The 16,151-nt window shown below is 71.4% G+C and carries 6 protein-coding genes and 1 pseudogene; 2 read left to right on the top strand and 5 right to left on the bottom strand.

Going from position 1 to position 16,151, the window contains the following annotated elements; all coding sequences use genetic code 11:
* Window positions 1–31: 31 nt before the first annotated feature.
* The 4 genes and pseudogenes from ACFXKZ_RS01480 to ACFXKZ_RS01465 form a co-directional block, all read right to left on the bottom strand.
* Window positions 32–1,804 (bottom strand): annotated as a pseudogene (locus ACFXKZ_RS01480) (acetolactate synthase large subunit); the annotation flags it as partial.
* 288 nt (window positions 1,805–2,092) lie between these two features.
* Entirely contained in the window at window positions 2,093–4,846 is a 2,754-nt protein-coding gene (locus tag ACFXKZ_RS01475; RefSeq protein ID WP_379995178.1) for a putative bifunctional diguanylate cyclase/phosphodiesterase, read from the bottom strand.
* A 568-nt stretch (window positions 4,847–5,414) separates the two neighbouring features.
* Entirely contained in the window at window positions 5,415–6,983 is a 1,569-nt protein-coding gene (locus ACFXKZ_RS01470; protein ID WP_379995176.1) for a DUF2079 domain-containing protein, read from the bottom strand.
* 89 nt (window positions 6,984–7,072) lie between these two features.
* Entirely contained in the window at window positions 7,073–8,050 is a 978-nt protein-coding gene (locus ACFXKZ_RS01465; protein ID WP_379995174.1) for a 2-hydroxyacid dehydrogenase, read from the bottom strand.
* A gap of 95 nt (window positions 8,051–8,145) precedes the next feature.
* Here ACFXKZ_RS01465 and ACFXKZ_RS01460 point away from each other — a divergent pair, with 95 nt between their 5' ends.
* A complete protein-coding gene (locus ACFXKZ_RS01460; RefSeq protein WP_379995172.1) occupies window positions 8,146–9,300 on the top strand; it encodes a PQQ-dependent sugar dehydrogenase in 1,155 nt (384 codons plus the stop codon).
* A 73-nt stretch (window positions 9,301–9,373) separates the two neighbouring features.
* Window positions 9,374–11,227 carry a hypothetical protein gene (locus tag ACFXKZ_RS01455; RefSeq protein WP_379995170.1) on the top strand — a complete coding sequence of 618 codons (1,854 nt, stop codon included), beginning with the start codon at window positions 9,374–9,376 and terminating at the stop codon, window positions 11,225–11,227.
* A gap of 1,917 nt (window positions 11,228–13,144) precedes the next feature.
* On the opposite strand, the gene ACFXKZ_RS01450 is transcribed toward ACFXKZ_RS01455, so the two are convergent.
* The gene (locus ACFXKZ_RS01450; protein WP_379995168.1) at window positions 13,145–16,051 is read right to left on the bottom strand and encodes a helix-turn-helix transcriptional regulator; all 2,907 of its coding nucleotides are present in this window, start codon (window positions 16,049–16,051) and stop codon (window positions 13,145–13,147) included.
* Between the last annotated feature and the right edge of the window lie 100 nt (window positions 16,052–16,151).

The raw sequence follows: 16,151 nt of genomic DNA, 5'->3' as shown, positions 1-16,151 counted from the left end.
CCTATGCCTTCCTGATGCCCTGTCGGCCTGTTCAGTCGTCCGAGTCGCCGAAGTCGGGACGCACGTCGCGCGCCGCCATGACCTCGTCGTTGGAGGAACCGGCCGCGACCATCGGCCACACCATTGCGTCCTGGTGGACGACGAAGTCGATGACCACGGGCGCGTCGTTGATCGACATCGCCTTGTGGATGGTCTCGTCCAGCTGGTCCGGGCTCTCGCAGCGCAGTCCGACGCAGCCCATCGCCTCGGCGAGCTTGACGAAGTCGGGCAGCCGGCGGCTCTGCAGGTCGGTGTTGGAGTAGCGCTCGTTGTAGAAGAGCGTCTGCCACTGGCGGACCATACCCAGGGTGCCGTTGTTGATGATGGCGACCTTGATCGGGATGTTGTTGACCGCGCAGGTGACCAGTTCCTGGTTGGTCATCTGGAAGCAGCCGTCGCCGTCGATCGCCCACACCGTGGTGTCCGGCATGCCGGCCTTGGCGCCCATCGCGGCGGGCACCGAATAACCCATGGTCCCGGCGCCGCCGGAGTTGAGCCAGGTGTACGGCTTCTCGTAGCGGATGAACTGCGAGGCCCACATCTGGTGTTGCCCGACGCCGGAGGCGAAGATCGTGTCCGGCCCGGAGATCGCGCCGAGGCGCTCGATCACCAGCTGTGGCGACAGCGAGCCGTCGGCCGGCAGGTCGTAGCCCAGCGGGTAGGTGTCGCGCCAGCGGTTCAGCGCGGTCCACCACTCCTGGTAGTCGCCGAACCGGCCGGCCTCGTGCTCGGCCTGGACCGCGACCACCAGGTCGGCGATCACCTCGCGGGCGTCGCCGACGATCGGCACGTCGGCGGTGCGGTTCTTGGAGATCTCGGCGGGGTCGATGTCGGCGTGCACGATGGTGGCGTGCGGCGCGAAGGTGTCCAGCCGGCCGGTGACCCGGTCGTCGAAGCGGGCACCCAGGGCGAAGATCAGGTCCGACTTCTGCAGCGCGGTGACGGCGGCGACGGTGCCGTGCATCCCGGGCATGCCCAGGTGTTGCGGGTGGCTGTCCGGGAACGCGCCGAGCGCCATCAGCGTGGTGACCACGGGCGCGCCGGTCAGCTCGGCGAGGATCTTCAGCTCGGCCGACGCGTGTGCCTTGAGCACGCCGCCGCCGACGTACAGGACCGGGCGCTTGGCCTCGCTGAGCAGCCGGGCGGCCTCGCGGATCTGCTTGGCGTGCGGCCGGGTGACCGGGCGGTAGCCGGGCAGTTCGGGGGTGCCGTTCCAGACGAAGTCCGTGGTCGCCTGGAGGGCGTCCTTGGAGATGTCGACCAGGACCGGGCCGGGCCGGCCGGTGGAGGCGATGTGGAACGCCGCGGCGATCGTGGGCGCGATCTCGGCCGGGTCGGTGACCAGGAAGTTGTGCTTGGTGATCGGCATCGTGATGCCGCAGATGTCCGCCTCCTGGAAGGCGTCCGTACCGATCGCGGCGCTGGCCACCTGGCCGGTGATGGCGACGATCGGGACCGAGTCCATGTGCGCGTCGGCGATCGGGGTCACCAGGTTGGTCGCGCCGGGGCCCGAAGTGGCCATGCACACCCCGACCTTGCCGGTGGCCTGGGCGTATCCCTCGGCGGCGTGGCCGGCACCCTGCTCGTGCCGGACCAGGACGTGGCGCACCTTCGTCGAGTCCATCATCGGATCGTAGGCGGGAAGAATCGCGCCCCCGGGAATGCCGAAGACCGTGTCCACCCCTGCGGCTTCCAGGGAGCGGATCAGCGCTTGGGCTCCTGTCACCTGATCGGTCATGCTGTCGTCTCTTCTCGATCTGAAGTCGGCATATCGAGTGGGGCGCGAGGCCCGGACCCGTCGGACTGCAACAAAAAACCCCCCGTGCCGTTAGGCAAGCGAGGGGGGCGCGCGAACCGACTCGGTGGTCAGTTCACGCGCTTCTCAAGTACGAGGATTCGGGTCTGCATGCCCGCGACTCTCCCTCTGCGCCGGTATACGTGTCAAGCCGAGCCCTCGCACGTCTCATTATCCGAGACGCGTTGTCCAGATTCGATCAAGCCCGCAGGCGAGCGAGGGGCATGGGCGGCGGGACGCGGGGTGGTGGTGGGTGGGTCAGGGTTGGGGGCGGGGAACTTGTAGGGGGAGGGATGTTCGGGCTTCCGGGAGGGGGTCGGGTCTGGGGCCTCGGACGGCGCTGTTGCCCAACGGGGTTTGGCCCAGGACTTCGAAGATGGCGTCGCCCGGGACCGCCGGGTGGAACCACGTGCCCTGGCCCTGTTGGCAGCCCATTTCGCGGAGTATGTCGACCTGGGCGTGGCTGTCGATGCCCGCCGCCACCAGGGTCAGCCCGGATTCCAGGCCGAGCCGCACGATCGTCGAGGTGAGCACGGTCAGATGCGGACACGTGCCGACCTCGGCGACGAACGAGCGGTCGATCTTGAGCGCGTCCACCGGCAGTCGACGCAGGTAGGTCAGCGACGAGTGACCGGTGCCGAAGTCGTCCAGCGACAACCGCACGCCCAGTCGCCGCAACACCGCGATCCGGCCGAGCAACAACTCGTCGCCGTCGGGCAGGACGTTGTCGATGATCTCCAGGGTGAGCGCGGTGGCCGGCAGATCGGCTGCGTGCAGCGTCTCCTCCAGCACCTCCAGGAAGCCCGGACCGGTCAACTGGCGGGCTGCGAGCCCGACCGTGACACCGATGTCGTGGCCGCCCGCGCGCCAGGTCGCGGCGGCGAGCGCGCTCTCCTCGAGGAGGCGGCGGCCCACCGGTGACAACCGCCCGTCGACCCCCGCGGTCAGCCGCACGTGGTCGGCCCGGGCCGGCACCGCGCCGTCCTCGACCCGACACAGCGCCGCCTCGACGTCGCGGACGCGCCCGGTGTCCAGGTCCACCACCGGCTGGTAGGACACGGCCAGCCGCCCGTCGCGGTCCACCCGTCGGCGGCCCGCGGCCCGGGCCGCCCGGCGTTCGACGTCGGCGTCCATGTCCGGGGTGTAGACCTCGACGCGGCCCTTGCCGCCGTCCTTGGCCCGGTACATCGCGGCATCGGCGTGCCGCATCAGGTCGGCCGGGGCGATCCCGGGCGCGGAGAAGGCGATCCCGATGCTGGCCGCGACCCGGACCTCGCCGTCGGCGATCCGGTACGGCGCGGACAGCGTGGACAACAACCGCTCGGCGATCTCGCGGATCGCGCGCGGACTCGGGTCGCCGACCAGGAGCGCGGCGAACTCGTCGCCGCCGAACCGGGCCACGGTGTCGCCGATCCGGACCGCGTGTTCCAGCCGGCGCGCGGCCTGGACGAGCAGTTCGTCCCCCGCGGTGTGCCCGTAGTTGTCGTTGACCGCCTTGAACCCGTCCAGGTCCACGAACAACACCGCGATGGTGGGGGTGACCCCGCGCCGCTGGGCCAGCGCGTGCTGGATCCGATCCTCGAACAGGGCCCGGTTGGGCAGATCGGTGAGCCGGTCGTGGAAGGCGTCGTGTTCGAGCTGGGTCTGCAACTTGATCCGGTCGGTGACGTCGCGGCTGTTGAAGATCAGCCCGTCGCCGTAGCGGTTGACCGCCGACTCGGTGTGCAGCCAGGTGCCGCCCGCCGAGCGGATCCGGCACTCCACCCGCACCATCGCCGGGTCCGCCTCGCCGGCCGGCAGCGTGCCGTCCAAAAACGCCCGCAACTCGCGCTGCACCCGGGCGCTCTCCTCCGGGTGGATGAGCAGTTCGAGCCGGGTGCCGACCAGTTCCTCGGGCTCGAACCCGTACACCCGGCGCACCGCGTGGCTGACGTACTGGAGCACGCCGTCGCTCGCCGCGATCATGATCACATCGCTGGAGCCCTGGACCAGGGAGCGGAAGTGGCTCTCCTTGGCGGACAACTCCTGGGCCATGAAGACGTTGTCGACCAGCGTGATGCCCTGCCGCAGCACCAGCGTGACCAGCACGGTCGCGCCGACCCCGAGCACCACCTTGTCGGGCGCGTGGCCGGCCACCGCGCCGCCGAGCACACCGGCGGTACACACCGCGGCGGCGATGTACGGGGTGAGCGCGGACAACATCGAGATGGTCCGGTGCCGGGGCCGCTCGTGCGCCTCGACCTTCTGGCCCGTCCACGGCGCGATGGCGAGCAGCAGGCTGCCCGCGAACCAGCCCGCGTCGAGCAGGCCGCCGGAGCGATATCCGCTGTTCAGCCCGGGGGTGGTCCACAGCGCGTCGCTCATCACCGTGACCGCGAGGCCGACCAGGGCCAGATTCAGCGCCGCGCGATCTCCGGAACCCGCCCGAAAACGCAATCCGAGGACCATGCTGATCATCAGGATGTCGAGCACCGGATAGGCGAGCGTGAGCACGATCTTGATGATGTCCGAGCGGTCCCCGCTGGTACTGCGGGCCAGCGCCAGGCTCCACCCGAGGGTGAACAGCGAGCCCGCGATCAGCCAGCCGTCCAGGGCCATGCAGGTCCACGCGGCGATCCCGCGCGGGCGTTGCGCGACGAGCAGCAGGCCGACGATGGTGGGCGGCGCGAACAGCAGGAAGATCACGTCGGTCGGCCCCGGCGTGGGCACCGGGACGCCGAGCACGACCTCGTACCAGCCCCAGATACCGTTGCCGAGCGAGACCATCGTGGCGGAGAACGCGAACAGCGCCCAGGACAACCGGGCCCGGCCGGCCTCGTGCACGGCCTTGAGCGCACACGAGACCGCCGCCACGGCCGCGGCGGCGGCCAGGCCGAAGTCGCCCATCGCAAGCGACAGTGTCGGATTGCCCCAGCCCTGGAGCGCACCGATCGCATACACGAGGCACAGCGGCACGATCAGGTACTTCAACTGCCGCTGCGCAGGGGTGTCGGCCAAGATCAGCAGCCGCACCGGGTCGTCGTGGCTCGGCCACTCCGGCAGTGGTCCCCCGGCATTCCGCACTCCCCTCTGCCCGAAGTCGCCGCCACGGCGCTTCACGGCACACCACCGGCCCTCACACCCAGCCGTGAGGCGGGGCGGTCGGCGCCGGCGCGACGGGGGTGCGACACCCGACCGTGCGCGTCTCTCAACGCCCCACGACTCGGACGATACACCAACCCGTCACTGTGAGCTTGTCTTTCTCAACACAGAGTAACTAATGATGCCCAGCATGGGAGTCCCTTCCCGTGCATTTGTGACAAAGTCCCGACACTGGGCGGAAAGAGGGGCTCTGATCAGGGCAAACCTGGGAGTTTCAGGGAGCGCCCGGGGGCCGTCGCGAGCCCCGAGAGGGCATTCGGAGCCCTCCGGAGGGCATGGCGGTGCTCGATCGGGACCACCGATCGATGCCCGAACCGGCGACCGGCGGCGCGGCGGGAGTACTCGGACGGCGGAGCGCGGAACCGGCGCGGACGGGCGCGGAGGGCTCACGGGCGGAGCGGGACGGGGGCTCGCGCAGGCTCGTCGGCCGGCCCGGGCCTCAGTTCCGCTTGAGTAGCACCGCGCCCGGCTCCCTGGCCACTTCGGTGAACCCCTGCCCGATCAGGTAGGCGATCCAGTACCGGGCCCAGTCCTTGTTGTCGCCCCACACCTCGATCGCCGCATAGCCCGGACCGGGCAGGATCGTCGGGAAGTCGGTCACCCGCGCACGTGCGGTCAACTGCGGCGAGAAGCTCATCGTCGCCGACACCGTCGCGTCGTCCGGGACCCGGTCGAGCACCTTGTGCGCGGAGTGCACCCGGTCCTGGACCATCCAGGTGCGCTTGTGCAGCAGGTCCATCAGCGGGAAGTCGCGCGCGAACGCCATCGACACCGCCAACGGCACGATCGCCGCCTTGACCGCGTAGCGACGCAGCCAGTCCACATGCGACGCGCGCAGTTTCACCACGCCGTCCACGAACGCGGCGAACACGATGGGCATCAGTACCGCGCTGTAGTGGAAGTAGGTGCCCCAGTAGAACGTGTTGCTGGAGGTGAACCGCCACAGGATGGTGGGCGCGAGCATCGCCACCAGCGGCGAACGCAGCGCGATGAACCCCGTGGGCAGCAGCAGCATGAACAGCGTCATCCACTTGACGCTGGGGAACACCATCGACTTGGGCAGTTCGATCACCAGATCGGTGAGCGGTACCTGGCTCAACGAGGTGGACGGGTCGGCCGCGCCGGAGCGCTGGGACGAGTCGAGATTGCCCCAGAACGCGTAGGTGTCGTTGGGATTGATCGCCGGCAGCAGGACGAAGATCGCCAGCGCGAACGCGGTGACGCCGATCAGCACGTGTACGAGGGCCAACTTCCACCGGCGCAGCACCAGCAGCGGTACGGCCGCGGCGGCCAGGGTCAGCCCCAGGTCCTCCTTGACCAGGACCAGCGGCAACCACCAGGCCAGCGCCTGGATGTGCCGGCCGAGCAGGAACCGGTCGAGGCCGAAAGCGAGCAGCGGCACCGCGAACGCGATCTCGTGGAAGTCGAAGGAGATCGCCGACTGGATGCCCCAGGACAGCCCGTACGCGATGCCCACGCCGGCGGCGCCGAGGCCGCCGAACGCGCGCGCGGCGATCCGGGTGATCGGGACCACCGAGATCGCGACCAGGAACGCCTGGGCCACCAGCAGCGTGCCGGGGCCGGGGAAGATCCGGTAGATCGGGCCGAGCAGGGCCAGGATCGGGTGGAAGTGTTCGCCGAGCACGTTGAACCCGGGCGCGCGGATGTCCGACACCGGCGCCTCGAAGTGCGCGTAGGACCGGACCACCTGTTCGAACAGACCCAGGTCGTACGCGTGCGTCTCCATCCGGCGGTGGCGCAGCAGCGAGTGGGTCGTGTAGATCGCGAAGAAGAGCGCGGCGAGCAGATACGGGAGGCCGCCGGGGCCGATCCGGTCCCGGGCGCGCTCGACCACGGTGCGAAGGCGGAGGTCGTGTTCACTCGATCGGGGGGCGATGATCGCCCCCTCCGCGACCGCCGGGGCGGTTGGCGCATCGCCCGGCGCGGCCGGTCCCGAGGCCCCGAACCGCTCGTGAACAGCGCCGTGCGCCATCCCCCTGTCGTCCATGTCTCTCCGTCCCGGTCGCGTGCGCGGGGCACACCGTATCGGTGCCGGCCCCACGCCCCAGCAGAGCGCGACCGGACGGTTTTGGTTGCTCAACGACGCACGATGTTGACCGGAGTCACCCCTTCGGACCAGCGTTCGAGCTGCCCGCGGATCAGTCGCAGGGCGCGTGGCAGGAAGGCGGACGAGCTGCCGCCGACGTGCGGGCTGATCAATACGCCGGGGGCGAAGCGCAGCGGGTGGTCGGCGGGCAGCGGCTCGGGGTCCGTGACGTCCAAGGCGGCCCGGAGCCGCCCGCTCCGCACCTCGGCGAGCAGCGCCTCGGTGTCCACGACGGGGCCGCGCGCGACGTTGACCACCAGCGCGCCGTCGGGCAGTCGGACCAGGAAGTCGGCGTCGACCAGGCCGCGGGTGTCCTCGGTGAGCGGGACGGTGAGGATGATCACGTCGGTGTGCGGCAGCAGGTCGGGCAGTTCGCTCATTGCCCGGACCGGTCCGTGTACGCCGTCGCGCGGGGTGCGCGCGACCCGGACCACGTCCACCTCGAAACCCTGGAGCCGGCGGTCGACGGCCTCGCCGATCGCGCCGTACCCGAGGATCAGCACCCGCTTGTCGGCCAGCGCGGGGTAGAACCCGGCGCGCCACTCCCCCGCGTCCTGGCCGCGGACGAAGCCCGGGATGTCGCGCAGCGCGGCGAGGGTCAGGGCGAGGGCGAGTTCGGCGGTGCTGGTCTCGTGGATGCCTCGGCCGTTGCACAGCAGTACGCCGGGCGGCAGGTACGGCAGCACGTGCTCGTAGCCGGCGGTGAGCGTCTGGATCATCCGGAGGCGGGGCATGTCCGCGATCCGTTCCAGCGTGTGCGGGGCGAACGTGTAGGGCAGTACGTACAGCTCGACCTGGGCGGCGGTGTCGGGGATCGGGCCGTCGGCGCCGTCGTAGACGTCGATGCGGGGGCCCGTGCCGCCCGCGCCGCCGTCACTGCCTTCGCCGCCTTCGCCGCTCAGCGCGGCGGGGATGGGGGCGAGTTGTTCGAGGCTGTAGGGGACCCAGATCCTGCCGTCGCTGACCATGGCAGGAACTGTAGATGTCGGGCGGCGATGCATCCGCCGGGGGGCGGGGGGCGCATTAGGGTCGAGGGGTCCCGAGATGGTGGGTGGTGTTTCCGGTGCGCAGTAGGCGTCCGAGGGCCGGCTGGTCCTCCCTCGTGCTCGTCGTCGCGCTGGCGACCGGGCTCAGCTCGTGTGGGGGCGGCGGCGAGTCGGCCGATCACCAGGCCACGCCTGTGCGTTCGGCCACGCCCGGGACCGGGGCGCCGAACGTGCCGGCCGGGCCGACCGCGGCCAAGCCGCCCGAGCCGGTCGTCGCCGGGGAGTTGGCCCGGGACCTGAACACGCCGTGGGGTGTGGCGGTGCTGCCGGATCGGGACGCGCTGGTTTCTTCGCGCGACACCGGGACGATCACCCGGTTCGGGCCGGGCACGGTGCCGCCGGTGTCGGTCGGGACCGTGCCGGGCTCGGTGCATCGTGGGGAGGGTGGTCTGCTCGGGATCGCGGTGTCGCCGAAGTTCGCGACCGATCACCTCCTCTACGCGTACCTCACCACCGATCGGGACAACCGGATCGTCCGGATGACCTACGTGCCGGGGCAACCGCTGGGGCAGCCCGAGGTGTTGCTCGACGGGATCCCGGCCGGCTCGAACCACAACGGCGGCCGGATCGCGTTCGGCCCGGACGGCATGTTGTACGCGGGCACGGGCGAGGCCGGGCACAAGGAGGCGGCGCAGGACAGGTCGTCGCTCGGCGGCAAGATCCTGCGGTTGACTCCCGAGGGCAAGCCGGCGCCCGGCAACCCGTTCCCGAACTCGCCGGTGTGGAGCCTGGGGCACCGCAACGTGCAGGGCCTCGCCTGGGACTCCACCGGGCGACTGTGGGCGAGCGAGTTCGGCCAGGACACCTGGGACGAGCTCAACCTGATCCGTTCCGGCGCCAACTACGGCTGGCCGGAGGTGGAGGGCGCGGGCGATCGGCCCGAATACATGAACCCGGTTGCCCAGTGGGCCACCGACGACGCCTCGCCGAGCGGCATCGCGATCCTGGGCGACGTGGTCTACCTGGCCGGCCTCAAGGGCGAACGGTTGTGGCAGGCCCCGATCCTGGGCTCCACCGTGGGCGAGCCGAAGGCGTATTTCCAGGGCAAGTACGGCCGGTTGCGCACGGTGGTCGCCGTGGGCGGCGAGTTGTGGTTGGTCACCAATATGACGGACGGCCGGGGCACGCCCCGGAAGGGCGACGACCGGATCCTGCGGCTGGTGCTGAACTGAGGATCGGCCGGTGGGGCGCCTCGGGTCGGCGTCCGAGGCGGGCGTTAGCGTGTGCGCCCGAGGGAGGACATACATGGACCGGGGCCTGGTGTTGGTGCTGCGTGAGCTGTCCGAAGCCGACGCGGCGGGAGTCTTCCCGCGCTTGGCGGGACTGCGCGGGATCGACGCGATGATGCCGAACGAGGTGTGTCTGTCGGACGCTCTGGTGGCCGAGATCGCCCGGATCGGCAGCGGCGCGGAGCTGGTACGGGCCGCCGCCAACCCACGCTTGACGGCGAGTCAGCTGTGCCGGCTGATCGAGGCGGGGGGCGACGCGGTGGTGACGGGGGCCTTTCCGCCGGACGTCGAGTCGTCGGACGTGGAGTCGCCGAACGTGGAGTCGCCGGGGGGTGGGGCGCCTGGGGGTGGGGCGTCGGCCGGTGCGGGTGGCGAGGGCTCCGTGGGCGACGGTTCGGCGGAGGTGCTCGATCGGGCGCGGGCGGAGCTGCGGCGACCCGGCACATCCGCCGAGCGGGCCGTCGCGTTGGTGCGCGCCCATCCCGTTCTCGCGCACACCGCGCGCCAGGCCGGCAGCGTGCGCCTGTTGCACTGGCCCGACGCGCCGGTGACCCGTACCGAGGCCCTGGACCAGGCCGGATCGGCGTTGCGGGCCGGGGTGTTGGCGCCGCGCGAGATCCTGCTCCGGATGCGGCCGGCCCGGGTCGCGGCCCAGGTGCTCGCGGTGGTCTCGCGCGAACACGCCTATTTCACCGGTGAGATGGCCGTGCACGAGCTGCTGCGGCCCGCGATCGTGGCGACCCTGGGCACGAGTTCGGCCGCGTGGGCACATCTGGCCCGGGCACTCGGACGGTTCACGGGCACGCTGCCCGAGCTGTTCGCCGAGTCGACGGCACATACCGGAGAGGCCGCGATCCGGGTACCGGCCGCCGTACGCCCCTCGGTGGGCTTCCTGCTTCGTCGCCTGAACGAGGACGAACTCACCGCCGTCATACCACACTTGGACGATGCGACGGCCGTCGCGCTGCTCCCGGGCAACGTCCCGCCGCCGGCCCACGTCGCCGAGGCGACGCTGCGGTGCGGCCACCCCGCGCTGTTGGCCGCGTTGGCCGAACACCAGCATGTGGGACGGCAATACGCGAGCCGCCTTCGCGACCTCGGCGACGACGGCCTCGACCTGCTGCTGGTGAACAACGACTCGGGGGTCACCGCCGAGCTGCGCCGGGAGATCTACACCGGCCGGCGACCCGGGCGGCCCGTCGCCCCGATGCACCCGGAGCTGCGCATGCGGCTCATGGAGACTCCGGCCTACAGCGCCGAGTACGAGGCGATGGCCCGGTCCGGCGATCCGGCCGTGGTGGACTTCGCGCTGCCGCACTGCGAGGCCCGCAAGCTGCGGCGCATCGACTGGATCGACGTGGTGCTGAACCTGTGGGAGCGCGCCGACCCCCTGGTCACGCGCGATGTCCTCGCCCGCCACCGCGACCTGTTCCCGGACCGGATCCGGACCACGGCCGAGGCGGCCCTGGCTGCCGAAGACCCCACGACCCTGCGGGAGTTGCGCGCCAAGTGGGACCGAGGCCCACGCACCGAACCGCCCGTCCCGGAATACCGCCGCCCACCGGGCGAGCGACTGCGGGACAGCCCCCTCGAACAGTGGCACTCCTGGCTCGTCACAGCCGCCTCGGACGGCGACGTCGACTGCGAGGAGATCGTCCAACACGCCCGCCCGGTCCGCTTCGCCCTCCAAGCCCTGGTCTCCGTGGACACCAACCACTGGTCCAAGGCAAACCCCCGCCCGGCCCTCGCGCGACTCGCGAAACGAATCGGCCCCAACCCGGAGGCATGGGTCGTGTTGGCGACCCTGACCCCCGACTTCGAGGGCACCCTGACCGAACTCGCCGACGTCTGCGCAGCGGCAGCGGGTTAGGCCACAGCGCACACCGAAGCCCCGTCGTAGGAAGGGGACGGGCCTCAGCCCGTGCGCAGCCTTGCCGAGCGGGTCGAGTGCTTTCGGCGGGGATTGCGCTTTGGGGTGCGGGTTGCGGGTGGCCGGTGCCGAAATTGTCAGAGTCGGTAATGGGCCGCCGCCGGCGTGCGGGGCTCCGAGACTTCGAGGTCCCGACGAGACGGGCGTGTCGGTCGGCGAAAAAGCGGCCGGCAGCGGCGGGCGGGGAGGGTGCTCGGGTCGGGTTCGCCGGGCATGCGTTCCCGAGTGGGCCGGGTGATTTCGGCGCGCGTTGCGCTTGTGGTCGCAGGTGGCCGGTGCCGAGATTGTCAGAGTCGGTGGTGGGCCGCCGCCGGCGTGCGGGGCTGCGAGACTTCGAGGTCCCGACGAGACGGGCGTGTCGGTCGGCGAAAAAGCGGCCGGCAGCGGCGGGCGGGGAGGGTGCTCGGGTCGGGTTCGCCGGGCGGGCGTTCCCGAGTGGGCCGGGTGATTTCGGCGCGCGTTGCGCTTGTGGTCGCAGGTGGCCGGTGCCGGGATTGTCAGAGTCGGTAATGGACCGCCGGCGGCGTGCGGGGCTCCGAGACTTCGGGCTTCCGGCGAGGCAAGTGTGTTACTCACGGAAAACCGGCCGGCAGCGAGGGAGCGGGTGGGTGCTCGGGTCGAGTCTGTCGAGGGGCCTTTCGGGGCGGGTTGGTGCGTTTTGGTGGTGTTGGGGGAGGGGTTGGGGTTCGGAACCGGATCTCGGTGGGTGCTTGTGGGCTTCGGGCTTCTGTGACCTGCAGTTTTGTGGGGTCGAGGCGGAGAGTTGGGGGTCGAGTGCCGGTTTCGTGCGCTCTGGGCTCTTCGGCGCGAGTGTGGAGACGAAATGTGCCTGGTTGGGGTTGGCTGCGGGCGCTGCGACCTCGCCGAGGTCGTCGGGGGGACCGAAAGTGCCCAGTGAGGGTCAAAACCGGATCCCGAGGCGCCTCCAGCGCCCCATCTCGGCGCTGACCTGCGGTTTTCTCTCACGCTGAGGCCACGGCACCCCACGCCGTCCGGTTTTGTGAACCCTCGTCACCCACACGCCGACCGCACACCGAAAACACCCGACCCACTCGGCAAGGCTCCTCGGCGGACTCGACCCCAGCGCCCACCCGTTCCCTCACTGCCGGCCGGTTTTCGCCGACCAACGCACCCGTCTCGTCGGGAGTTTCGGGCCTCGGAGCCCCGCACGCCGCCGGCGGCCCACCACCGACTCTGACCGGCCCCGGACCAGCCCACGCAGCCAAGAGCGCGACGCGCGTCGGGAACGCCCGGCCCACTCGGGAGGGCTCCTCGGCGGACTCGACCCGAGCGCCCTCCTGCCCGCCGCTGCCGGCCGGCTTTCGGTGAGCAAGGCGTTTGTCTCGTCGAGAGCTTCGGGTCTCGGAGCTCCGCACTCCGACGCCGGCCCAAACGCCCGGATCAGGTGGGAGCCCATACACCACTTCCCAGGACGCAACCCATTCGGGAACGCACGCCCGGCGAACCCAACCCGGGCGCCCTCCCTGTCCGCCGCTGCAGGCCGCCTTTTCCGCCGACCAACACACCCGCCCCGCCCGAAGCCCCCAGTCTCGGAGCCCCGCACGCCGGCGGCGGCCCACCACCGACTCAGGCCAACCCCGCACCAGCCAGACCCGCGACCAAAAGCTCAACCCCCGCCGAAAACACCCGACCCACTCAAGAACGCGCGCCCGGCGAACCCAACCCGAGCGCCCTCCCTGTCCGCCGCTGCAGGCCGCCTTTTCCGCCGACCAACACACCCGCCCCGCCCGAAGCCCCCAGTCTCGAAGCCCCGCACTCCGCCGGCGGCGCGAACGGCTCGGCCCGTCTGTGGCTGGGCGGCCATCGCGGCGCGGGCGGCGCCCTCCCGTGATGCCGCTAGCCGTCGACCAGGTGCAGTCGGTGCGCCACCGCCGCTGCCTCGCCTCGGCCGGTGACCTGGAGTTTGGCCAGGATGTTCGAGACGTGGACGCTGGCGGTCTTGGCGCTGATGTACAGCTCCTCCGCGATCTGGCGATTGCTGCGGCCGTCGGCGACCAGCCGCAGGACGTCGATCTCGCGTGGGGTCAGGGTCGGCAGCGTCGTGTCGGACTCGCCCTGGGTGGGCGGGCCGACCCTGGCTCGGCGGCTGAGCAGGTCTATGTGTTCGCGCAGGGTCCTGGCGCCGAGCCGGGCGGCCGTTTCGGCGGCTTCGGCCAGGCGGCGGGCGGCGGCGTCGCGGTTGCCGGTGGCGAGCAGGGTTTCGGCGTGGCGGAAGCGGACCCAGGCGGTGCGGTAGGGCTGTTCGGTCAGCTCCCAGGCGGCGGCGGCCAGGCCCCACAGTTCGGCGTCGTCGGTGCCGGCCGCCCGGGCCGACTCGGCCCTGACCAGCGCGGCGTAGGCCGCGTCGAGCGGGCAGTCGATCGCGAGCGATGCGGCCATCGCCGCGATCCGGTCGGCGATGTCCTGGCGGGTCTTCAGCTCCGATTCGCGTGGGCGCACGGTCGAGGTGCGGGCGTCGGCCTCGTTCGCGGCGGCGTCGGCGAGCAGGGGCCACATGTAGCGCTGGTGGCCGGGTGGGCAGCCGGCGGCCAGTGCCGCGACCAGCGCCTCGCGGGCCTCGTCCAGCCTGCCCTGCGCCTCGGCCACCCGGATCTCCGCGCGGGCCAGCGGGATCGCGTATTGCGCCTCGACGTAGCGCGAACCGGCGGCCAGCCGGGACCGCCGCAGGTGCGCCTTGGCGCCCCGCACGTCGCCCCGGGCCAGGCACAGGCCGACGAGTTGCAGTTCGAGATGGCGGGTGGTCTGCGGGCCCGGATCGAGATCGAGGGTCTTCTCCACCAGCGTCGCCAGATCGGCCCAGTCGCCGACCGACAGCAGCGACTCGGCCAGGTTGCCCAGTGCGAACGAGCCCGACGTGCGGGTGAGTCCGCGTTCGGCGGCCAGCTCCATCGCGAGTCGCGCGGCCACCGTGCTCTCCCGGTGCCGGCCCAGGCCCTCCAGGAGCGATGCCTTGTTGCTCAGGATGTGTACGCGACTGTCCGGCTCGCTGCTGCGGATCGCGGTCTCCTCGGCGAGGGCCAGCTGCGCCATGCCCTCCTCGACCCGGCCGATCTGCACCAGGCCGCAGGCGAGCGTCTTGCGTGCCTCGGCCTCGATGTCGGGGCTGCCCACGAGCTGCGCGTGCTCCAGCGCGATCATCGCGTCGGCGATCACCTCCCCGCCCTCGCCGTCGAGCATCCGGTCCCGGGCGATGTGCGCCAGCACGCGGGCCTGTTCCTTCGACGGTGGCAGCCCGTCCAGGATCTCCTTGGCCCGGTTCAGCTCCGGCCGGCCCGACGAGCGGCACATCGTGCGCAGACCGCGGGCCTTCTCCCGCCACAGGAACGCGGCCAACTCGGGTTCGGCGACCGGGTCCACCAGTTCGATGGCGCGCTTGCAGAAGTGGATGGCCAACTCGCGCTCGCTGCCCAGCCGGGCCGCGGTGACCGCCTCGATGTAGACGTCGAGCAGCCGGCGACCGCTCAACCGCTCCGGTTCGGGCACCTGCTCCCACAGCAGCAGGGCCCGCTCGAGGAGCCGGGTGCGCTCGTCGAAGGCATAGCGCTCACGGGCCGCCTCGGCCGCCGCGAGCACCGCCGGCAGCGCCTTGACCGCCTTGCCGGCGTGGAACCAGTAGGTCGCGATCCGTCCGCGCAGCTCGTCCGCGCCGACCAGGTCGGGGCAGCGCTCCAGGGCCTCCGCGAAGGTCGCGTAGAGCCGGACCCGCTCGCCCGGCATCAGGTCCTCCCGGACGGCGGTGCGCACCAGCGCGTGCCGGAACTGGAACTCGTCGCCCGTCGGCACCAGGACGTGCGCGGACACCGCCGTGCGCAGCGCCTCCTCCAGCCGGTCGGGGTCGAGCCAGGAGACCTCGGTGAGCAGTCGGTGGCCGACCGTGACCCCGCCGATCGCGGCGAGCCGAATCACCTTCTGCGCGTCCTCGGACAACTCCTCGATCCGGATCAGCAGCAGGTCGCGCAACGTGTCGGAGATGCCGGTGAGCTGGCCGTCGCGGATGCTGCACGCCAGCTCTTCGACGAAGAAGGCGTTGCCCTCCGATTTCTGGAAGATCTGCCGGATCAACCGGCGCGGCGGCTCCTCACGCAGGATGCCGCGCAGCTGGTCGCCGACCTGGGCCCGGGTGAGCCGGGACAGGTCGATCCGGGAGACGTTGTGCACCCGGTCCAGCTCGGCCAGGAACGAGCGCAGCGGGTGGCGGCGGCCGACCGCGTCGGCGCGATACGTACCGATGATCAGGATGCGGCCGGTGCGCAGCAGGCGGAACAGGAAGCCGAGCAGTTCGCGCGTGGACGAGTCGGCCCAGTGCAGGTCCTCGATCGCGATCACCAGGGTGCGGTCGGTGCCGAGCCGCTCCAGCAGGCCGAGCATCAGCTCGAACAGGCGGACCCGGTCGAACTCGCCGTCGCGCGTGATGGTGCCCGGCGCCAGATCGGGCAGCAGCCAGGCGAGATCGCGCTCACGGCCGGCGGCGGCCTCGGCCAGCTCGGGGCCCATCCGGCGCGAGAGGGTGCGCAGCGCGGCCGAGATCGGCGCGAACGGCAGGCTCTCCGCACCCAGTTCCAGACAGCCGCCGACGGTGGTGACCGCGCCCTGCTCCTCGGCTCGCTGCAGGAACTCCTGGAGCAGCCGAGTCTTGCCCACGCCGGCCTCGCCGCCGACGAGCACCACACCCGGCGTGCCCTCGTCGGCTTCGCGCAGGGCCGTGCCGAACCGCGCCATTTCCAGGGACCGGCCTACGAACACGGGAGAAACCGAAATACTCGCCACGATGCCGAGCATGTCACGTCCCTCCCCCTCGCAGCGGGGTATTTCACGCCCGGCGAAACCCGTTTGCGCAGGTCAG

Origin of the sequence: Embleya sp. NPDC059237 (assembly GCF_042754105.1) — a bacterium.
Lineage (GTDB): Bacteria > Actinomycetota > Actinomycetes > Streptomycetales > Streptomycetaceae > Embleya.
Note: the sequence above shows the minus strand (reverse complement) of the source record. Positions and strands in the feature narration are given on the sequence as shown.

Excerpts from the sequence above, each read along its gene's own strand:
- ACFXKZ_RS01470 (WP_379995176.1), bottom strand. The coding sequence starts at position 6,983 with ATGGACGACAGGGGGATGGCGCACGGCGCTGTTCACGAGCGGTTCGGG.
- ACFXKZ_RS01455 (WP_379995170.1), top strand. The coding sequence starts at position 9,374 with ATGGACCGGGGCCTGGTGTTGGTGCTGCGTGAGCTGTCCGAAGCCGAC.
- ACFXKZ_RS01465 (WP_379995174.1), bottom strand. The coding sequence starts at position 8,050 with ATGGTCAGCGACGGCAGGATCTGGGTCCCCTACAGCCTCGAACAACTC.